The organism is Acidobacterium sp. FHG110202_01, from assembly GCF_059115305.1.
The window spans coordinates 312,067-331,446 of record NZ_JBZYWJ010000009.1 but is presented as its reverse complement, the minus strand read 5'-3'; the positions used below and the strand labels follow the sequence as shown (position 1 = coordinate 331,446).

The following is a 19,380-nucleotide window of genomic DNA, read 5'->3' as shown; positions in this document are numbered from 1 at the left end:
CATGCCTGCGGCAATTGAATTTCGCGATGTCATTCTCAAAGCGCCTGACGGACGGCTGCTGCTCGATGGGATTCGTCTGGAAATTGAGGAAGGCACGACGACGGCAATCCTTGGACGCAGCGGTTCGGGTAAGACTACGCTGCTGCGCATGGTGAATGCCATGGTGCTGCCTGCGAGTGGTGATGTTCTGGTGAGCGGCCGGGCAGCATCTGCGCTAGATGCGACTACGTTGCGGCGCGGGATTGGATATGTCGTCCAGGAAACGGGGCTTTTTCCTCACTTTACTGTGGAGCGGAATGTAGGGCTGGTGCCGGAGCTGAGCGGCAAGCGTGCAAGCAAGGAGCGGATTGATGGTCTGCTGCGTCAGGTTGGACTGGATCCGGAAAAGTTTGCACGGCGCTATCCGCACCAGCTTTCCGGAGGACAGCGGCAGCGCGTGGGTTTTGCGCGGGCGCTGGCGGCGGATCCGTCGATCCTGCTGATGGATGAGCCTTTCGGCGCGCTTGATCCGCTGACGCGCGTGGAGATGCAGGAGATGCTGCGCGGATTGCTGGAGCGGCTCAGGAAGACAGTGCTGCTGGTGACACATGATCTGGAAGAGGCGCTTTATCTGGCCCAGCGGATTGTGCTGATCGAGGAAGGACGCATCGTTGCTGATTTACCGGCGGAAGAGTTTCTGATCGCGGAGGCGAAGGCTGTGCAGCAATATTGCCAGGCCTTTCGCCGCCGGGAGTCAGCGCAGTGAGCGGCTTTCTGGCGCAGCATGGCGATGAGATACGCACGCTGACTCTCGAGCACCTGTGGCTGACCGGTGCGGCGATGCTTTTTGCTGCGCTCATTGGCATTCCTGTGGGGATATGGCTGACGCGCCATCCGCGCTGGGCCAGGCCTGTTCTGGGCTTTGTGAATATTGTGCAGACGATTCCGAGCCTGGCGATGTTCGGGTTTCTGCTGCCTCTGCCTTGGCTGGGCGACCGCGCGGCGCGCATCGCCATTGTCGCGCTTGTTGGATATGCGCTGCTGCCGATTGTGCGCAATACCTATGCGGGGATCCGCAGCGTGGACCGCACGATCAGCGATGTGGCGCGCGCGCTTGGAATGACGGAGGCGCAGCTGCTGGTGAAGGTGGAGTTGCCGCTGGCTGCCGGTGTGATTCTTGCCGGGCTGCGTACGGCGACGGTGACCTGTGTGGGAATCGCTACGATTGCCGCTGCGGTAGGTGCTGGCGGACTGGGAGAATTTATTTTTCGCGGAGTGGCTTCGGTGGATAACCGGCTGGTGCTGGCGGGGGCGGTTCCGGCGGCGTTGCTGGCTCTGGGCGCGGATGGGTTGTTGGGATTAGCGGAACGATGGGTGCGAGTGCCTGGGGCGGGGAAGTTGTGAGAATTGGGCATCCTGCGAACCTCCCACCCTATCGCGCAAAAAACTGCGCGACAGGATGGGGCACCCTGGTTTTCATTCTGCTTAGCGTAGTGTTGTGTGCTTCTTCTATCAGTTGCGGGCCGCCTCGGGCTGATGTTCCGGTGATTGGGGCTAAGAATTTTACTGAGCAGGTGGTTCTGGGCGAACTGCTGGCACAGCATATTGAGGCCAAGACCGGGCTGGAGGTGGAACGGCGGTTTTATCTGGCCGGCAGTTACATATGCCATCAGGCGCTGATCTCGGGGCGGATTGACGCTTATGTGGAATATACAGGGACAGCGCTGACTGCGATTCTCAAGCAGCCGGTGAGCCGCGATCCGGAGGCGGTGCTGGGCACAGTGCGGAATTTGTATCAGCAGCGGTATCAAGTTGCAGTGACGGAGCCGCTTGGTTTTGAAAATACTTTTGCGATGATTGTTCGCGGGGATGATGCGCAGCATCTGCATCTGAATACGCTGAGCGAGGCGGTGCGGTATGCTCCCGACTGGCGGCTGGGCGTGGGTTATGAATTTGAGCAGCGTCCGGATGGGCTGCCGGGCTTGAGCAAGGTCTATGGACTGCAGTTCAAGGAGTCGCCGCGCACGATGGACCTGGGGCTGCTCTATCGCGCACTTAATGCGCATCAGGTAGACATGATTGCAGGCAACTCGACGGATGGGCCGATTGCGGCATTCGGATTAAAAGCTCTTGCAGATGACAGGCATTATTTTCCGCCGTACCAGGCGGTACCGCTGGTCCGCGAGGATGCGTTAAAGCGCTGGCCTGCTCTGCGGGGGGCGCTGGCTGATCTCGCCAATAAAATAACAGCAGATGAAATGCGCGCCATGAATGAGGCTGTGGATGGAGAGCATCGCGATGCAACTGAAGTGGTGCGCGAATTTCGACAGAAGAAGGGGCTTTGAAGAGTGAGTGAATTGAAGCAACCGGAGCCGTGGCTGCGCGGCACGTTGACGAATGTTCCGGCAGTGGCGCGGGGTGTATTGCATGCGTTGGAGCTGGCGAAAGAAGATGCGGTGCGCTGGTGCGAGTCTTTATCGGATGCGGATTTTCATGCGCGTCCGTTTGAGCTGGCTTCGATTGCGTTTCATCTGCGGCACATTGCGCGGAGTTGTGACCGTCTGCTGACGTATGCGGAAGGGAAGCAGCTTTCTTCAGAGCAGATGGCTGCGCTCAAGAGCGAGATGGATGCGGGCGCAGGCAGGGAAGAGATTTTTGCTGAATTTGAGAAGGGGCTGGAAGACGCTGCCAGTCGTGTTCTTGCTTTAGCTGAGGTAGACACTGCATCTCCGCGGTTTGTGGGAAAGAAGCAGTTACCGACTACAGTCGGCGGACTTCTGGTGCATGTGGCCGATCATACGCAGAGACATGTGGGGCAGGTGGTGACTACGGCTAAGGTTTTGCTCAAAGAGAAGTAGATTGAGCAAAGGTTTCTGGAACCTCCCAGGTTAGCTCCGCGATGGGGCACCCATGTGGTGGCTGCTGATGCAAGAAGCAGATCTTCCCCTTCACTACGTTCAGGTCAGGATGACATCGTTAATGGGTTAGCGAGTCTTTTCTTCCAGTTCGTGAAGGTGGCCCATCTTTTCTCGCTTGACCTGCAGGTAGCGCTGGAAGGTTTCTTCTTCTACTACAGCGGCGGAGATGCGCTCGACAACCCGGATGCCGGCAGATTCGAGCGCTTCTACTTTCTCAGGGTTATTGGTGATGAGGCGCACGGCGGGTACGTTTAACTGCTTCAGGATTTCGGCTGGCAGTTCGAATTCGCGGCAGTCGGGTTTATAGCCTAGCTCGACGTTGGCTTCTACAGTGTCGAGGCCCTGGTCCTGTAGTTCGTAGGCCTTTAGTTTTGCCATGAGGCCGATGCCGCGGCCCTCCTGCTGTTCGTAAAGCAGAATGCCGGCGCCGGCTTCGGTGATCTTTTTGAGCGCGAGCTCGAGCTGCAGGCGGCAGTCGCAGCGCAGGGAATGAAAAACGTCTCCGGTGAGGCATTGCGAATGGATACGCACGATGGGCGGCTTGGCGTGGATGTCGCCCATGATCAGCGCTACGGCTCCTTCGATTCGCTTTGCGGGAGCGGGCTGATGGTCATTGCAAGGTTCCGGATGGGCGACGACACCTTCGAATCCAAGGATGCGGAAGTGGCCCCAACGGGTGGGGAAATCGGCGTCTGCGACTTTTTCTACACTTGTAAATGGCATGACTTCTTTGAACTTTCGAACAGCCTACGTCGATTATACGAACGCGCTGTGTCGGTAAGGCTTTGTGCGCAAATCGTTACATAGAAATGATGAAATCGTGACGGAAAAGATGCAGAGGTAGAGCGGCCAGCGCGCCAGCTTCTCAGCTAACGCGAGGCGCTGACCGCTTCTTAGCTTGGCGCCGCAGGCGTGCTGACCGCTTTCTCGCTGCTCCTATACATCCCTCCAGTAACTGCACTACAGTTAAAACCGTGTACGAGCCAAAGCTCATCCTGATTACCTTGTTGATAAAGCTGGGCGTTGCGGCCGCTGTGTCGAGCGCCCTGGCGCGCGCGCGTACCTTTCAACGGCTGCTTTTTACAGAGAATCGCCGGGTTGGACAGACGCTCGGGCTGCTGGCATTTATCTGCATTCCGCTGGCACTGGGCGTGTGGGTGCGGGTGATTGTGCCGAACTTTCTTGCCGCGGATATCTCCTTTGAGACAACGATGCTGCTAGGCATCCTGATGGGGCCGCTGTCGGCGATGATCGGCGGAGCCGCGCTTTCGCTGCCGGCAATGCTGCATCACGAGTACCTTAGCCTGCCGTTCAATCTTGCGGTGGCTGTGATTGCAGGCATGTACCGGCGGTTTGTGGAAGCGGAAGAGATCTGGTCGTTCACGCCCTTTGTGGATTTGAGCATTTACCGCTGGATTCGCCGCAACCTGCGCAAACCGCGCTTCGATCGCCAGGTGCTGCTGCTGGTGCTGATTGTTGGTCTCGAAATATGCCGGGGGTGGCTGCACAGTGTTTATCCCACGCGGCTCTTTGCGCTGACTTCTTCTTCCTGGCTGGTGAGTATTGCGGTATGGGCGTGCGCAGCGATGGTGGTGGGCATTCCGCTGAAGGTATGGAACACGATTCGCATCGAGCAGAAGCTTGAAGAACAGAAGCGGCTGTTGCTCGAGGCGCGGCTCGATGCGTTGCAGCGGCAGATCAATCCGCATTTCCTTTTTAATACGCTGAATTCGATTGCGTCCTTGGTGCGCTTTCGCCCCGAACAGGCGCGCGAGCTGATTGTGAAGCTCGCGAATATTCTGCGCGCCTTGCTTAAGGACCACGACTCGTATGTGCTGCTGCGCGATGAGCTGAATTTTACCGATGACTATCTTGGCATTGAAGTGGTGCGCTTTGGCGAAGACAAGCTGAAGGTGGTAAAGGAAATCGATCCGGCTACACTGGAGCTGCCTGTGCCCAGCATGATTCTGCAGCCGCTGATCGAGAACAGCATCAAGCATGGGCTGGAGCCACGCATCAGCGGAGGGACGATCACGATTCGTAGCCGGCTTGATGGTGGAAAGCTGCTGATTGAAGTGGAAGACGATGGCGTGGGCATTGCGCCGGGACGTTCGCACTCGAGCGGTGTGCTGCGGCAGGGCGCGGGGATCGGCATGAACAATGTGCGCGAGCGCCTTGAAGTGCTTTTTGGTGATGCCGCGATTTTTGATGTAATCAGCCGGCCGGGGCGTGGGACGCGCGTCAGCATGGAGATGCCGGCGGCAAGCTATGAAGAGGGTGAAACAGGACTGACGGTCACTCCAGCGCGTTCGAGCACGCGCTCATAGAAATTCTCATACAGCGGAATGATCTTGGAGGAGCAGAAGCGCTTCTGCGCGGTCTGACGTGAGGCGGCGGCCATGGCGTCGAGCTTTTCCGGATTGGTTAAAAGATCGATGGCGCCTCCGGCCATGGCATCAACATCTCCGACCGGAAAAAGCCTGCCGTTCACGCCGTCTTCGATGAGTTCAGGCACACCACCGACTCTGGTGGCGATGGTGGGAACACGGCAAGCCATGGCTTCGAGCGCGGCGAGACCGAAAGATTCAAGCTCGCTGGGCATGAGCATGAGATCGGCTATTGGGAGCAGTTCGTTGACGCTGTCCTGCTTGCCGAGGAAGTGCACGCGGTCCTGAATGCCTTCACGCATGGCAAGCCATTCGGCGGGGGAGCGGTCCGGGCCATCACCTACGAGGAGAAGGCGCGCCGGTATCTGCTCGTTGACGCGGGCGAAGATTTTTACTGCATCTGCGACGCGCTTTACGGGGCGGAAATTTGAGAGGTGGATGAGGATTTTTTCGTGCGGCGCGGCATAGCGTGCGCGCCGCTCCTCGCGGATGTTGTCATCGAGAGGGAGATAGAAGTCGCAGTTCACGAAATTCGGGATGACTTCAATCGGGCTCCTGGTCTTGAATTCTTTGACAGTGCGCTCGCGGAGATATTGCGAGATGGATGTGATGCCGTCACTCTGCTCGATGGAGAACTGAGTGATGGGCAGATAGGAGCGATCGAGACCGACGAGAGTAATGTCGGTTCCGTGAAGCGTGGTGACGAAAGGCAGATGGCGTCCGCGCACGGCGAGCATTTGCCGCGCCAGCAATGCGCTGACGGAATGCGGAATGGCGTAGTGGACGTGCAGCAGATCGAGTCCGTAATACTCGGCTACTTCGGCCATGCGCGAGGCGAGGGCCAGATCATAAGGTGGATATTCGAAGAGAGGGTAGTTCGAGACGGGAACCTCGTGGTAGAAGATGCCCTGCTCGCGTCCGGTGAGGCGGAACGGCTGAGAGTAGGTAATGAAGTGGACCTGGTGTCCGGCAGCGGCGAGTTCAATACCGAGCTCAGTTGCAACTACGCCGCTGCCGCCATATGTGGGATAGCAGGTGATTCCAATCTTCATGCTTGTCTCTCGGAGTCAGGCATTTGACTCAATTTTCCTCGTGTTAGATGCAAATCAAAGTTGTCCAAAGTGGATGAGGTTGATGCCGGCATGGGGAATCGTTTCAAGCAGAGCGGTCCGCTCCGCGTCGCGGGTTTCGAGCAGCCGTGTGTGCTGTTGTTTGAGAGCGTCATCATTGTATCCGGGATGACAGACGAGCTCCCACGTGCCGTCGGGCATGGCTATCAGGAGGTTGCGGAGGGTTTGCGTGTCGAGCGTTCCTGTCGCCAGCACGCCTATGGCGCCGTCAGTTGTCATCAGGCCAGCTTGCTTTATTTCCTGTATGAAGGTCGAGCTTTGTGAACGCAGCAGGCGCACCTGCATTTTGCGGACGTGCCCGGCGTTTGCTGTGGCGTTGAGGCTCCAGTTGGGCTCGAAGGGGTTGCGGATGGCTTTTACACCGCACTTGAGTGCTGCGCGCAGCAGTGAGCGCAGCACACGGGGGAACATATGCGTGTGCTTGTGCGTGTCGAGGTGGGTGACGGTGATGCCGGAGTCCTGCAGTTTGCGGATCTGCGCGGTGGCTTCGGCTTCGATCTGCACGTCGTCAATGCGGCCGCGCAGCAGGTCGGCGACAAAGGTGCCGAGTTTCGGACGGAATCCAGTGCTGCTGGCATCAATGAGCGAAGGAATTTGCGCGGGCGGTAGCGCGGGTGTTCCATCGACCAGGACGACGTGGCAGCCTACGCCGAGCGATGGTTGATTTCTGGATATGGCTACTGCATCTGCGAATGCATCTGCGGTGGCCATGAGAGTGGTGGAAGAAAGAGCTCGTGCGGTGTGCAGTTCCTGGACAGCCTGGTTGATTCCTCGAGTGAGTCCGAAGTCATCTGCATTGACAATCAGGTGGCGCACAGCGGTCAGTGTAACAGTGAGGCATTATGGTATGGTTTGTTGACTATAGCCTGATAGAATTAAAAGTGTTCGCAACGGCCGTACAGAACAGGAAGTTTTTCCTGGGCGGTTAGCTCAGTTGGTTAGAGCGCCTGCCTTACAAGCAGGAGGTCGCAGGTTCGAGCCCTGCACTGCCCACCATGAGTTGCTAAGTTTATAGATAATGATTTACTGAAGCTTGGTTTCGTCACTCCCTCCTGATAGCTGTTGAAGACTTTGTGTTCTTTTGCAACTCCTTCATTCCTCGTTCAATCACTGCCGATAGGTTTCTAGATAGAGGAAGCGCATGCAGAAGAACTGGCATGAGATCCTGATTCTTGGATTGCTGGTGCTGCTCTTCGGGATGATTGACCGAAGGAGGGCTTCTCTCCGTCTGCGCTTCTGGATTGCCGGCTGGGTGTTTGTGCTGGCCCACTTCGCGCTGTTACTGCCGCGGCCTGTCACGCATTTCTGGGAAAACATGCTGGCTGCTTTGGAAATCAGCGGATTGATTCTGGCTGGCGTCTGTTTTCTTCTCGCCTCGACTGCAAGTTATCTGTCAAGACGCGGTCTCTGCGCTCTTGCGGCTGCATCGGGTGTTCCGGCACTTGCTTACCTCTTTCTGGTTGCTTTTGATTATCACCGAACATTGCCGCTTGTTCTGCTGGCTGTAGCTACAGAATGTTTCGCGGTCTGGGCCGGCTGGCGCTTCGCCGTGAGGCGCGTCATCCGCTGGAGTAACGATGTCCTTGCGGTGGTGTGCGGAATATGCCTGGTGCTTCTAATTGTCCGGGGGCAGGCGGACCTTGGGGTTCATATCATTCTCATGCAGATATTCCTGAGCAACGCGCTCCTGTACTGGAATGATTTCCGCCGTCTTTCTGTGGGGGTGGTGACTGCTTCCGCCGGACTGGTGGCATGGGCTCTGGTTTTTCCTGTTGCAGAAACGATGGCGCATATTCTTCCGCAATGGCATGTTCCTCCTCCGCTTTGGAATGTGCCGAAATATTTCGTGGAGTTCGGCATGATTCTTACGCTCATGGAAGACCAGATTCTTGCCGCTAAAAGGCACGGGGAACAGTATCGGCTTCTCTTCGACAGCAATCCACACGCGATGTTTATTTATGACGTGAGCTCGTTTTCATTCCTGCGGGTGAATGATTCGGCTCTCCGTCAGTATGGATTTGACCGGCAGGAATTCCTGGGCATGAATATCTTTGATCTGCATGAAGAGGCTGCCGGCCCAGGCATTGAAATGGTTATAGCGAACTCCAAAGCGACCATCAGGACGACCGGTCCCTGGGTGCATAAACGAAGGGACGGCAGCGAGTTTCAGGCGGAAATCTCTTCTTACCCCATTGAATTTGAGGGCCTCAAGGCCCGGTTCTGCATGGTGACGGATGTGACCGACAGAGAAAGGCTGCATCAACAACTCGTGCATCGCGCCCATCATGACTCGCTTACGGACCTTCCGAATCGCTTCCTGCTAGAACAACGCATGCGTCATACGCTGGAACATGCGGCACGCTATCGATTGAAAGCAGCAATTCTTTGCATCGATCTTGACCGCTTCAAGCAGGTCAATGACAGTTATGGACATGCTATTGGCGATGTGTGTTTGCAGGAAGTAGCAGCCCGGCTTACGGCGCGCCTGCGCGAATCAGATACGGTGGCGCGCACGGGAGGCGAGGAATTTACGGTCGTTCTCGGAGACTTGCATTCGAGTGCGGATGCGGAAAAAGTTGCCTCTGATCTGCTCTCAGGGTTTCGCAGGCAGTTCATAGCAGCCGGATTTGATCTGGAGCTTTCGGCGAGCATCGGTATTGCTCTTTATCCTGACCATGGCACAGACGGGTCGCAGCTCTGGCATGCGGCTGACCTTGCCATGTATCGCGCGAAGAAATCCGGCGGCGACCGTTATGCGGTGGTGGACGAGGCGGAAGCTTCTGCGAGTGACTTGCTGTCAGTAACCGCGGTGCGGCATTCGCAGGATAAGGATCCGAATCCGGTGATTTAAGGATTGAAAAATCTACCGCTAAGACGCTAACGGCGTCAAGACACGCCAGGCTCAATGGCTCTTATCACCTTCTGCTATTCCACTTTCAGGGTCAGCACTTGCTGGCCGCTCAGGACGCTGTCGATGGAAACAGACGACAGCGGCACAGCTGATTCGCCATTCAGGGTCAGCTTCTGGTTCTGGCGCATTGGCTCCAGCACATTTGCCATGGAAACTGGAACCGTGGTCAGCGTGCGACCGTCGAGAACGGCCTGAGGCGATGGATCGAGCAGCGTGACATAGAGGCGGTCATTCTGGTGCTGGCTGTTCAGCTGTTCGATGGTTGCGCTCACATCGAGCGGCTGGATACTGCCCAGGAAGCGGGAAGGTGACTGCGTGAGGCGGTCGAGAGCGCTGCCGTCGCTCACCAGCAGGCGCACCTGGCCTTCTCGCAGGACTGAAGGTAATGTGACCGGAATGCGGACATTCCTGACCTCGCCGCGCCAAGGACGCACGGTTGCGCTGATGACGACTGTCTGGCCCGGATGCACGATGGTAGATGTGACCTGCGCGCTTTCAAGCTGCGAAGTCAGGCGCTTGGGAATCGCCTCAATTTCGATGTTGACGTTGTGAATCGGGGCCTGGCGCGCAGCGTTGTCATAAAGGCGCGAAAACTGGTCGCCGACCATCAGCGCCGCGGTCAGGTTGGCCGGCATATCACCCGGAGCGGCGAGGCCGCTGAAGCGAACGGAGGGGAATCCGGGGATGTCCACGGTGCTGCGCACGCGGTAGCTGGTCTCAGCGGTGAAGTTGTTGCGCTGCATCAACCCTTGAAAAACCGCAACCATGACTACGGTGGGTGTGATCTGCGGCTGGTCGACCGCTTCCATGTGCAGCGTGTGGGGCGCTGGCTCGCCGGTGATGTTGACCGTTACCGGAATCATGCTGGCCTGCTGGCCGAACTTGCCGAAGATGGCGGATTCGCGGTCTTCAGTAAATGAGCCGACGGTCTCCGTTGTATTGACAATTTTGAAGGCGTTGTATTCCGAGGGCAGGGTTGCAACGACTTGTGCTTTCGTCATCGGCATCGATACGGGGCCGAACTGGGTGATGGGATGGCCGCAGGCGAGAAGCTGTTTGGGGTCGACATAGGTGACAGTGCAGGTTGCAGCAATTTCAAGGTCGCCGCGCATGAGCAGAGCACTTACAGCAGAGCCGGGAACAATCGGCTCGGGTTGTTTTTCGCCGCTTGATGAGCCGCCGATTCCTGCCACGGCAGTCAGGCCGAGTGAAGACGGCGCATGCTCTTTCCAGAATTCGAGGGCCTGCTGGTTGAATCCGCTGAAGACGAGCGGGGTTTCCATCGGGCGGATGGCGCTGGTCTGGACGGCATCGGGAGCAGAAGCGGAGGTTCCTGCTGAGACAGGTTTTGCGCCTTCACCACCATTGGCGGCGATCAGATACGAATCGTGATGCGATACCTCGAGCATCTGGCTGATGGGGGTGATGCCGGCGATCGGCTCCTTGCTGAACATGCCGATGCGGTAGCTGAGCGCGCCAAGGAGTTTCCCGTTCACGTAGACGGGACTGCCGCTCATGCCGGCGACAACGCCGGTGTACTCGGGCTTGGCGCCTTCGAGGCGCGCCAGGATCATGTCCTGGCCTGGGCCGAGGGCATTGTGCAGGAGGCCGAGAATCTCCACTCCCATGGGCTCCGGCTCTACGCCCTCAAAGACCGTATACGCAACGCCATGCAGGCCACGATGTACTTCAGAAAGAGGATAAAACCCTGCGGAAGAAGGCGGAGGAGCGGCCGGCAGGGGCACTGCAGCAGGCACAGTCTGGCCCCCAAGCGCTGTTGTTGCCAACAAGATGAGCCAACCGATGTCTTTCAGGCGGGTATTCACGTCTACTGTAATAGAGTACTTCAGGTGCTCTGGTGTGACGAAATCATTTCGGTTTTGTCATAAGAGCCCTGACAGATGCTTGCAGGAGAATACTCCGGAGTTTCACAATGAATGCACGCATGAAGATTTCGCTGGCATGGCCGCAAATTCGTAAGACATTGATTTCCTGCACTCTGGCATTTTTGGCGCTGGGACAGATACCCGCTCCTGCGCAACAGCAGAGCCAGCCGCAACAGACCCAGCCCAATCAGCAGCAACAACAGCAGCAGCAGGATCAGAACGCTCCCGATGCGGGCGGCCCGACGGGCGATTCCGGTGCGATCGCAATTCCCAAGAAGAAAGAAAAAGAAGAGGAGCCAGCGCCTCCTCCGCCTGAGCCGAAGGTCAAGAATCCGCCCGGACTGGAGAACTATTCACTGCGGGTGAATGTTCCGGTAGTGAATGTGGATGTGGGCGTAATTCTGGAAAAGACACACCAGTTTGTGCCCAATCTGCAGAAGGAGAACTTCCGTGTCTATGAGGACGGCAATCCGCAGCAGATTACGGATTTCCGGCGCATCCAGGCGCCCATTACCGCAGTGCTGGTTGTGGAATTTGCGTCCAACAGCTGGTGGTTTATTCAGGACATGGAAAATGCTGCGTATACCTTTGCGCAGCAGCTCAAGCCGGATGACTACATTGCTGTCGTGACCTACGACATGCACACGCAGATCCTGACGGACTTCACGCAGGACAAGCGATTCGTATACCAGGCCCTGAGCTCGTTGACCATACCCACCTGGCACGAGACGAATCTTTTCGATGCTCTCTACGAAACGCTGGATCGCCTGACGCGTGTGGATGGACGCAAGTATGTCATTCTGATTTCCTCGGGGCGCGATACTTTCAGCAAGATCAATCTGGACAAGGTGCTGCAGAAGATCAAGGCCACGCCCAATGTCACAATCTTTTCAGTCGGCACAGGGCAGACGGCGCGTATCATGGCGGACAGCGCCGGAATGATGGGGCCGGTCCGTAATCTGGACTACCTGCAGGCCGACAATCAGATGACTACCTTCGCGCGCATGACCGGCGGTATGGCTTTCTTCCCGCGCTTTGCCGGAGAGATGCCGGATATCTTTCATCAGATCAATGACTCGATCCGCAATCAGTATGTGCTGAGCTACCACCCCACCAACCAGAAGCAGGATGGCAGCTGGCGGAAGCTGCGCGTAGAACTGGTCGATAACGAAGGCCATCCACTGCGCATGCAGGATGAGAAGCACAAGCCGCTGAAGTACGACATCATTGCTCGGGACGGATATCGGGCGAAACAGGAAGTGGAGTAGCAGCGTACTCTGCGCGGTTTGACGGTCTTGCTCTGAACGAAGACAGGCGGCGAAGCGCGAGTGAGAAGCCTGTCCATGCCAGAGTTGCTGCTCCGAGCGAGGCTATGGCGGCGATGGCTTCGCCTATGATGCCTCCGGCTTCCCCGGTGTGCGTGAATCGTGCCCACGTGCGCAGCCGGCGTCCAAGGTTGTAGCTTGAAAATGATTCTGTTCGGAGAGTATGCCCGCTTTTATCGAACGTGATTTGCGTGCGGAGGTCCGGGCGTCCTCCATCTCCACGGTCAACCTGAATCGTCGTTGGTCCGGGATTCAGCCTGAGTGTAATTGTCTGCCAGTCCGGAGCCTGCTGGTTTGCGGCAGCGATGAGCATTTCTGCATCCGGGAAAGAAGTATCTGTGTGCCGGCTGTGCATGCCTCCGCCATCTGGTCTGCGCTGTCCAGGTCCATCCTGCCTGGGCGGCGTGGGATTGCCGGTCAGGCGATACAGCAGATCGTTCGCCCACGGATAGGCCATGATGGTGCCGGTGAGCACGATGATGAAGAGCGGCGCAGCGACCCAGATGCCGATGACGTTATGCCAGTTCCAGTCACGTGCGCGGCCCTTGAGTCCGGAGCGGAAGAACAGTGATTTGCTGAGGCGTTCCCAACTCCATTTGCGCGGGAACCAGAGCACGATGCCGGAGCACACAAGGAAGAGCAGCGACAGGGTGAATGCTCCTTTAATGGAGCGGGCAACAGTGCGGTTTTCACCCTGCATGCCAAACCAGCGATGCAGCGCAGTGGCCTGAGCGAAAAAGGCGCGCAGTCGCGGAGCGGACTCGCCGATGATCGCGCCTGACCAGGGATCCATCAGCAGGACACGCGCAGGCTCGCGGCCCACTGTGACTTCTGACGGCAATGTGGAATTACTGCGAAGAGTGACTGCCGTTGCCGGGGCGTGCGCGTAATGCTGCGCGTTTTCGATCAGCATAGATAGCGGCTGCCTTGTTCCTTCATGCTGGCTGATGCGATGTGAATGGTCGGCCCAGTTGATGATCTGCCGCTCGAAGGCGATGCATGTTCCGGTGACGGAAAGAAAAAAGATGACCGTGCCGGCGATGACGCCGGCAGTGAGATGAAGCCAGAACAGAATCCTGCGCGGAGTCATTGGCACGCTTTACATCTCCGCCCAGCGGCGCAGCAGGTTGTGGTAGACGCCGGTCAACTGTACTGCGGAAGGGTGCGTGGGCGATTCGGCAGCAACGCGCTGTGTGGCCACATCGAGATCGAAAAGCAGAGTACGCTGGCCATCGTCGCGGATCATGCTCTGGATCCAGAAAAAGGATGAAGTGCGCGCGCCGCGCGTGACGGGACGCACGTGGTGCAGGCTGGTGGAGGGATAGAGGACGAGATGTCCTGCGGGCAGCTTCACGGTATGGATGCCGTAGGTGTCCTCGATGACGAGCTCGCCGCCGTCGTATTCATCCGGATTACTGAAGAAGAGTGTTGCCGAGAGATCGGTGCGGATGCGATGGCCGGTTCCGGTGATCTGACGGATGGCATTGTCGACGTGTGTCCCGAAGGATTGTCCGCCGGAATAGCGATTGAAGAGCGGTGGAAAGACTCGCAGAGGAAGCGCGGCTGAAATGAAGAGGCTGTTGTTGCCAAGCGCGTTGAGGATGATGTCTCCGATTTCGCGCGCTGCGGGAGAATCTTCCGGAAGCTGGACATTGTCCTTTGCCATCGCAGACTGATGGCCGGCGGTTACGCGGCCATCCACCCATTCGGTGGTGGCGAAGAGCTGGCGCGCGTGCGCGATCTGTTCGGGGGTAAGTACGTCGGGAATGGTGAGTAACATCTGGTTCGGTCCTTAAGCATTTGAGGCCTCCTACTTTTCACGTAAAGGTGGCGTGAAGGGACGAGGCGCCCAATGTTTGCAGTTAAAATCCCGCTCTGAATGCAATAGGATGTAATATACGACAGTTTTAGTCCTAGTTACAAGGCGAAGAAGCGAGAAAGGGAAGTTTTGTTTTGAGGATCGCTGCAGCAGAGTCCACATGGATGGCGCAGGTCCTGCGCGGTGGGGCATGCTTCTGTAATCGCATTGAGCATGATTCTTTGCGGAGCTCAGTAGCAACTGCGGGCGTTTTTTTGCGATACCTGAGCAAGGTAAAACCTATGAGCACTCCTATTACTACGTCCCAGAAAAGAAGGCTTGAATTGGCATGTGGCATTGCCGGGGCATGCTTTCTCGTAATCGCATTGAGCGCGACCCTTTGCAGTGCCCAGGTACGAGACGAAAAGCTCAGGTTGGGCGGCAATATTAACCAGAATTTCCAGTGGGCGACGCCTGAGGCCCTGAATCAGACTCACACGATATGGATCCGCGGCTTCATTCCAGCTTCGGAGTTCATCAGCGGACATCGCTCGTATGACTCTGATCCGGGACTGGAAGCGATCAAGCGCAATGCTGATTCCGGGCATAAGATCGTGCTGTCGATCAAATGGGATTCGACGCAAGGAGGGGGCTTCGGACGCATGCCTGAGGCGGGATCGCAAAAGGAGCGGGATGCGTTCGCTTTTGTGGATCAACTGCTGGACGCCACAGAGGGCAAAATATCCGCGTTGGTTCTGATCAACGAGGTTTTTGTTGATACATTGCCAGATGACCTTGTTCCCGGCGCTGACGGGCGGATTCCGGTGGTTGCGTTTCTTCGCCGCCTGGCTGCGCATCTTGATGCAGAACATCGCATAGCGGCAGACGGGAATCCGTTGCCTCTCTACGCAGGCGGGATGACCCGGATCGATCTCCCCAAGAATCAACAGCTGCTCGTGACCCGACTGATGATCCGGTTCATCAACGAAGACCCTGCAATCGCGGGCGCGGACTTCCATCTGCACGAGCCGGATATGCAGAGCACGGAGAGCGCGCTGGCTTTCATGCATCGTGAAGTCCAACGCAAGCCGCTGATGGTCACTGAGATGTCGCTCGTTCTCAGATGGAAGGACCATCTCGTTGACCGGATTGACAGCGGCCAATTGGGACGCCTGTTTCTTCAGCGGTATGGTCTGCAACCCGGTACTACAGTTGTCGCATTTCTGAACAGTTGCTTTGAGAAGCCTGTGCCGCAAGCGGAATGGCAGCAATTCCTTGCCTCTCAGCCTTGGTTCGAACCGCATTATCTTGCTCAGCTGGCGCCGATGTTGCAGGCGAATGGCGTGCGCATCGCGACATATGCGCTCACATGGAATCCTCATCCCGAGCAGGCGAAGCCCATTACGCCAAACACCACGCCGTGGTTTTTGAACCCGCTTCTTGTACCTGGATTAGCGGTGGCTCCGGACCCGTATCAGCTGCCTGAGAATTATGGGTTCTTTCAGGATTATGTGAATTACCAGAGCGGGCGGTGAAGGTTGAGCAAGCGACCTGGTCCGGCTTATGGGGCATACACTGTGAAAATCAACACCCCAGGTTAGCTACGCGAACCTGGGGCACCCGGCAGAAAATATCACCACAGAGGACACGGAGAGCACAGAGAATCATTGCTTACTCAAAATGAGCACATGGCTCTAGCTGATCTGAAGCAGCAGTTTTCCAATGTGCTGGCTGGAGTGCATGCGCTGGTGTGCTTCAGCGGCTTCTTCGATTGGAAATATTCGGTCGATGATCGGCCGTATTTTGCCGGATTCGATGAGCGGCCAGACGTGCTGCTCGATCTGATCGCGGAGCGCGGTTTTTTCTTCTACTGTGCGCGGGCGCAAGGTCGATCCGGTGACGATGAGGCGCTTTGTCATGATGAGGCGCAGGTCGGCGGTTGCTTCTATGCCGCGCTGGGTGGCGATGTGGATGAGTCGTCCGCGGGGCGCGAGGAGCTTGAGGTGCCGGGGGAAGTACTCGGCGCCTACCATGTCGAGAATGACGTCGATGCCGCGCTGCTCTGACCACTCCATTGCGGCTGCGGCCCAGTCTTCTTCGCGGTAGTTAAGGGCGCGTTCTGCTCCGAGTGAAATACAGAAGGCGCATTTTTCTTTGGAGCCCGCGGTGGTGATGACGCGCGCACCGAAGGCCCGAGCCATCTGGATGGTGGTGGTGCCGATGCCGCTGGTTCCTCCGTGAACGAGGAATCGCTCGCCTGAATGCAGCCAGGGTATTGCGAACAAATTGGCCCAGACGGTGAAGATGGCTTCGGGCAGGGCGGCGGCTTCGACGAGCGGAATGTTTTGAGGGACGGGCAGGCAGGATCCGGCGCTGGCGATGCAGTACTCGGCGTATCCGCCGCCGGGAAGCAGGGCGCAGACTGGATTGCCGGTCTTCCAGCGCGGGTCTGCTTCGGGGCCGAGAGCGGCGATGGTTCCTGAGACTTCCATGCCGAGGATTGGTGATGCTCCGGAAGGCGGAGGGTAGTGGCCCTGGCGCTGGAGCAGGTCGGCTCGGTTGATGCCTGCCGCAGCGACTTTGATGAGGACTTCTCCTTTGCCCGGCTTGGGGGTGGGGCCTTCGGCGATGGTGAGGACTTCCGGGCCTCCGAACTGCGGGGTGTCAATGATGCGCATTTGGATTTAAGGATACTGATATTGCCAAGTTAGGTGCTTCACTCTGAGCCCTTCGATACCCGGCCAGAGAAAAAATTCTTTCACCACAAAAGGACACAGAGCGCACAGAGGTATGAGATGAGAGTATTGCACCCGATGTTTGTGCTGGTGCGCGTCAAAGACCCCAGGTTAGCTACGCGAACCTGGGGCACCCGATGTGGTGGCTATCGATGCAATGAAATGTGACTCATTTTGGGGTGAAGCGTTCGTCGGCGGAGGGGCCGTAGATTCCGGGGACAGCGGCTTCATTCAGGCGCAGATAAACGGTGAGCTGGCCGCGATGGTGGGCGAGATGGCTGAGGACGCCGTCGCGAATCTGGATGTGGCGCGGGGTTTCATTTACGAGGTGGCCGTGGGCGATGAACTTCCATGGCTTGAGCAGGTGCTCGTCGGTGGTGCTTTCGAGGGCCTTACGCGCTTTCTCGACTGATCCGTCGAGCAGTGCCACCAGGCCGCTGTTGGTCTGGATGTCTTTCGGCGTATACTCAGTGCTCTTCTCTGCGATGTCGAACTGCTCGGAGTTGACGATCATGTCGATCCAGGCAGGCATGATGGCGACGAGCGCGGCGAGGTAGCCGAGCGGCATCGATTTTTCGTGCGGCTTCCATGCATTGTGGCCTTCGGGGACGCGCTCGAGTACGCGGCGGCTGAGCGCGGCGTCGCGCTTCAGTTCGGCTAGAAATAATTCGGTCAGTTTCATTGGTGATTCCTCCTATCCGGAACCGAGATTAAAGGCCCAAATATGACATCTTGTGTCATAATTTTTCCGGATTCCGGAAATATTTTCATGCGAGCGGATCGTCTCATGTCAGCGCTGTTACTGCTGCAAGCCCGCGGTCCGATAACCGGGCGCGAGCTGGCGGAGAAGCTCGAAGTGTCGGAGCGCACGGTGCATCGCGACATGGAGGCGCTGAGCACGGCGGGTGTGCCGGTATTTGCCATGCGCGGCGCGCGTGGCGGATGGCAGCTGGATGAGGACTGGCGCACGCAGGTTCCGGGACTCGATGAGGCTGAACTGCGCGCCTTATTGATGGCGCAGCCGCGCGCGTTGGGAGACAAGCGGCTGGCGGCTGCGGCGGACCGCGCGATCGGCAAGCTGATGGCGGCCCTGCCGCAGCCGCTGCGCGAGCGGGCCTCTTCGATTCGCGACCGGCTTTATATCGATGTGACCGGGTGGCGAGGCACGACGGAGAACCTGTCGATGCTCTCGATTGTGCAGGATGCGGTGGCGCGTGACCGCAGGCTGAGCTTCTGGTACTGGCGGGCGGGAAAGGAGCGCGTGGAGCGGACGGTCGATCCGCTGGGCCTGATTGCCAAGGGCAGCACCTGGTATCTGTATGCGGGGACGGACCATGGTTTCCGGACGTATCGCATATCACGGATGGAAGAGGCGAAGCTGCTCGATGAGCCGAGTGTGAGGCCCCCAAACTTCAATCTGGAAGCGGCCTGGAAGCTCTCGGCGGAAGAGTTTCGCGATGAAGTAAAGCGCGAGATGGAGGCGGCGCGGCAGGCGTATGAAGCGCGGCGCGATGCCGAGCGGCGGGCAGCGCAGGAGATGGAAATTGCCACTCAGGTGCAGGCGCGGCTTTTTCCACAGTGTCAGCCCAAATGCGAAACGCTGGACTATGCCGGCGTCTGCATTCAGGCGCGGCAGGTGGGCGGCGATTACTATGACTTTCTCGTCCTGGGGCAGCAGCGGGTTGGATTGATAGTCGGGGATATTGTCGGGAAGGGAATTGCAGGTGCACTGCTGATGGCCAATCTGCAGGCAAATCTGCGCGGGCAGCTCGCGACGGCGCCTGACCAGCCGCATCTTCTGTTGAAGGCGGTGAACCGGCTTTTTTACTCGAACACTGCGGACAATGCTTATGCGACGGTCTTCTTTGCCGAGTATGATGACGCGCGGCAGACGGTGCGCTATGCGAACTGTGGACATCTTGCGGCGCTGGTGCTGCGCAGGGATGGAAGCGTAGAGCGGCTGCACTCAACCTGTATGGTGCTGGGGCTGTTTCACGACTGGGAGTGCGAGACGAACGAGACGTTCCTCAGCCCGGGAGACACGCTGGCGATTTATACCGATGGAGTGACCGAGGCGCTCGATGCGCAGGGAGAAGAATATGGCGAGGAGCGTTTTGCCGAGGCGCTTGGGCGGCACGGACATCTTGCGGCGAACGAACTGCTGAGTGCGGTGGTGGGTGAGGTACAGCAGTTCAGCCCGGAGCAGCATGACGATATTACGCTGATTGTGGCGAAGTGCCTGGACAGCGGGCAGCAGCGATTATTTGGGACAAGCGAGATATAACCGGTCTCTGGCGATTCACCAGAGACC

17 protein-coding genes and 1 tRNA gene are annotated in these 19,380 nt (G+C 57.8%); 10 read left to right on the top strand and 8 right to left on the bottom strand.

Annotated features, from left to right (window positions below; genetic code table 11):
- Position 1: 1 nt before the first annotated feature.
- From AC5S16_RS19395 to AC5S16_RS19380, 4 genes are all read left to right on the top strand, one after another.
- Complete coding sequence (locus tag AC5S16_RS19395; RefSeq protein WP_493931756.1) at positions 2 to 745, top strand: ATP-binding cassette domain-containing protein; 744 nt, start codon at positions 2 to 4, stop codon at positions 743 to 745.
- Positions 742 to 1,383, top strand: a complete 642-nt coding sequence (locus AC5S16_RS19390; protein WP_493931755.1) for an ABC transporter permease — start codon at positions 742 to 744, stop codon at positions 1,381 to 1,383. Before AC5S16_RS19395 ends, AC5S16_RS19390 begins: the two co-directional genes overlap by 4 nt.
- 140 nt (positions 1,384 to 1,523) lie before the next feature.
- A complete protein-coding gene (locus AC5S16_RS19385) occupies positions 1,524 to 2,324 on the top strand; it encodes a glycine betaine ABC transporter substrate-binding protein (RefSeq protein ID WP_493931754.1) in 801 nt (266 codons plus the stop codon).
- 3 nt (positions 2,325 to 2,327) lie between these two features.
- Positions 2,328 to 2,837 carry a DinB family protein gene (locus tag AC5S16_RS19380; protein ID WP_493931753.1) on the top strand — a complete coding sequence of 170 codons (510 nt, stop codon included), beginning with the start codon at positions 2,328 to 2,330 and terminating at the stop codon, positions 2,835 to 2,837.
- Between the two features lie 126 nt (positions 2,838 to 2,963).
- On the opposite strand, the gene ribA is transcribed toward AC5S16_RS19380, so the two are convergent.
- Positions 2,964 to 3,620 (bottom strand): GTP cyclohydrolase II, encoded by a 657-nt coding sequence (gene ribA / locus AC5S16_RS19375; protein WP_493931752.1) that lies wholly within the window; start codon positions 3,618 to 3,620, stop codon positions 2,964 to 2,966.
- Between the two features lie 251 nt (positions 3,621 to 3,871).
- Between ribA and AC5S16_RS19370 the strand changes: the two genes are divergently transcribed.
- Positions 3,872 to 5,224, top strand: a complete 1,353-nt coding sequence (locus AC5S16_RS19370; RefSeq protein WP_493931751.1) for a sensor histidine kinase — start codon at positions 3,872 to 3,874, stop codon at positions 5,222 to 5,224.
- On the opposite strand, the gene bshA is transcribed toward AC5S16_RS19370, so the two are convergent.
- Complete coding sequence (gene bshA, locus AC5S16_RS19365) at positions 5,164 to 6,336, bottom strand: N-acetyl-alpha-D-glucosaminyl L-malate synthase BshA (RefSeq protein ID WP_493931750.1); 1,173 nt, start codon at positions 6,334 to 6,336, stop codon at positions 5,164 to 5,166. The genes AC5S16_RS19370 and bshA overlap by 61 nt on opposite strands.
- Positions 6,337 to 6,390: 54 nt before the next feature.
- Positions 6,391 to 7,230: a ChbG/HpnK family deacetylase gene (locus AC5S16_RS19360; protein WP_493931749.1), complete on the bottom strand. Its 840-nt coding sequence runs from the start codon at positions 7,228 to 7,230 to the stop codon at positions 6,391 to 6,393.
- 103 nt (positions 7,231 to 7,333) lie between these two features.
- On the opposite strand from AC5S16_RS19360, the gene AC5S16_RS19355 reads away from it, so the two are divergent.
- Together AC5S16_RS19355 and AC5S16_RS19350 are read left to right on the top strand one after the other, a co-directional pair.
- Positions 7,334 to 7,410: transfer RNA gene (locus AC5S16_RS19355), tRNA-Val, on the top strand.
- 145 nt (positions 7,411 to 7,555) lie between these two features.
- The gene (locus tag AC5S16_RS19350) at positions 7,556 to 9,265 is read left to right on the top strand and encodes a diguanylate cyclase domain-containing protein (RefSeq protein WP_493931748.1); all 1,710 of its coding nucleotides are present in this window, start codon (positions 7,556 to 7,558) and stop codon (positions 9,263 to 9,265) included.
- 74 nt (positions 9,266 to 9,339) lie between these two features.
- Here AC5S16_RS19350 and AC5S16_RS19345 read toward each other — a convergent pair whose 3' ends face one another.
- A complete protein-coding gene (locus AC5S16_RS19345; RefSeq protein WP_493931747.1) occupies positions 9,340 to 11,151 on the bottom strand; it encodes a SpoIVB peptidase S55 in 1,812 nt (603 codons plus the stop codon).
- A 107-nt stretch (positions 11,152 to 11,258) separates the two neighbouring features.
- On the opposite strand from AC5S16_RS19345, the gene AC5S16_RS19340 reads away from it, so the two are divergent.
- Positions 11,259 to 12,479 (top strand): VWA domain-containing protein, encoded by a 1,221-nt coding sequence (locus AC5S16_RS19340; protein WP_493931746.1) that lies wholly within the window; start codon positions 11,259 to 11,261, stop codon positions 12,477 to 12,479.
- On the opposite strand, the gene AC5S16_RS19335 is transcribed toward AC5S16_RS19340, so the two are convergent.
- Together AC5S16_RS19335 and AC5S16_RS19330 are read right to left on the bottom strand one after the other, a co-directional pair.
- Positions 12,436 to 13,626, bottom strand: a complete 1,191-nt coding sequence (locus tag AC5S16_RS19335) for a PepSY-associated TM helix domain-containing protein (protein WP_493931790.1) — start codon at positions 13,624 to 13,626, stop codon at positions 12,436 to 12,438. The genes AC5S16_RS19340 and AC5S16_RS19335 overlap by 44 nt on opposite strands.
- A gap of 9 nt (positions 13,627 to 13,635) precedes the next feature.
- The gene (locus AC5S16_RS19330; RefSeq protein WP_493931745.1) at positions 13,636 to 14,316 is read right to left on the bottom strand and encodes a Fe2+-dependent dioxygenase; all 681 of its coding nucleotides are present in this window, start codon (positions 14,314 to 14,316) and stop codon (positions 13,636 to 13,638) included.
- A 362-nt stretch (positions 14,317 to 14,678) separates the two neighbouring features.
- Here AC5S16_RS19330 and AC5S16_RS19325 point away from each other — a divergent pair, with 362 nt between their 5' ends.
- Positions 14,679 to 15,869, top strand: coding sequence for a hypothetical protein (locus AC5S16_RS19325; RefSeq protein WP_493931744.1), 1,191 nt, complete (start codon positions 14,679 to 14,681; stop codon positions 15,867 to 15,869).
- Positions 15,870 to 16,028: 159 nt separating this feature from the next.
- On the opposite strand, the gene AC5S16_RS19320 is transcribed toward AC5S16_RS19325, so the two are convergent.
- A complete protein-coding gene (locus AC5S16_RS19320; RefSeq protein WP_493931743.1) occupies positions 16,029 to 17,012 on the bottom strand; it encodes an NAD(P)H-quinone oxidoreductase in 984 nt (327 codons plus the stop codon).
- Positions 17,013 to 17,238: 226 nt separating this feature from the next.
- Positions 17,239 to 17,751 carry a DinB family protein gene (locus tag AC5S16_RS19315; RefSeq protein WP_493931742.1) on the bottom strand — a complete coding sequence of 171 codons (513 nt, stop codon included), beginning with the start codon at positions 17,749 to 17,751 and terminating at the stop codon, positions 17,239 to 17,241.
- Between the two features lie 87 nt (positions 17,752 to 17,838).
- Between AC5S16_RS19315 and AC5S16_RS19310 the strand changes: the two genes are divergently transcribed.
- Entirely contained in the window at positions 17,839 to 19,353 is a 1,515-nt protein-coding gene (locus AC5S16_RS19310) for a SpoIIE family protein phosphatase (protein WP_493931741.1), read from the top strand.
- Positions 19,354 to 19,380: the final 27 nt, after the last annotated feature.

Excerpts from the sequence above, each read along its gene's own strand:
- AC5S16_RS19395 (WP_493931756.1), top strand. The coding sequence starts at position 2 with ATGCCTGCGGCAATTGAATTTCGCGATGTCATTCTCAAAGCGCCTGAC.
- ribA (WP_493931752.1), bottom strand. The coding sequence starts at position 3,620 with ATGCCATTTACAAGTGTAGAAAAAGTCGCAGACGCCGATTTCCCCACC.
- bshA (WP_493931750.1), bottom strand. The coding sequence starts at position 6,336 with ATGAAGATTGGAATCACCTGCTATCCCACATATGGCGGCAGCGGCGTA.
- AC5S16_RS19350 (WP_493931748.1), top strand. The coding sequence starts at position 7,556 with ATGCAGAAGAACTGGCATGAGATCCTGATTCTTGGATTGCTGGTGCTG.
- AC5S16_RS19340 (WP_493931746.1), top strand. The coding sequence starts at position 11,259 with ATGAATGCACGCATGAAGATTTCGCTGGCATGGCCGCAAATTCGTAAG.
- AC5S16_RS19335 (WP_493931790.1), bottom strand. The coding sequence starts at position 13,626 with ATGACTCCGCGCAGGATTCTGTTCTGGCTTCATCTCACTGCCGGCGTC.
- AC5S16_RS19330 (WP_493931745.1), bottom strand. The coding sequence starts at position 14,316 with ATGTTACTCACCATTCCCGACGTACTTACCCCCGAACAGATCGCGCAC.
- AC5S16_RS19320 (WP_493931743.1), bottom strand. The coding sequence starts at position 17,012 with ATGCGCATCATTGACACCCCGCAGTTCGGAGGCCCGGAAGTCCTCACC.
- AC5S16_RS19315 (WP_493931742.1), bottom strand. The coding sequence starts at position 17,751 with ATGAAACTGACCGAATTATTTCTAGCCGAACTGAAGCGCGACGCCGCG.
- AC5S16_RS19310 (WP_493931741.1), top strand. The coding sequence starts at position 17,839 with ATGCGAGCGGATCGTCTCATGTCAGCGCTGTTACTGCTGCAAGCCCGC.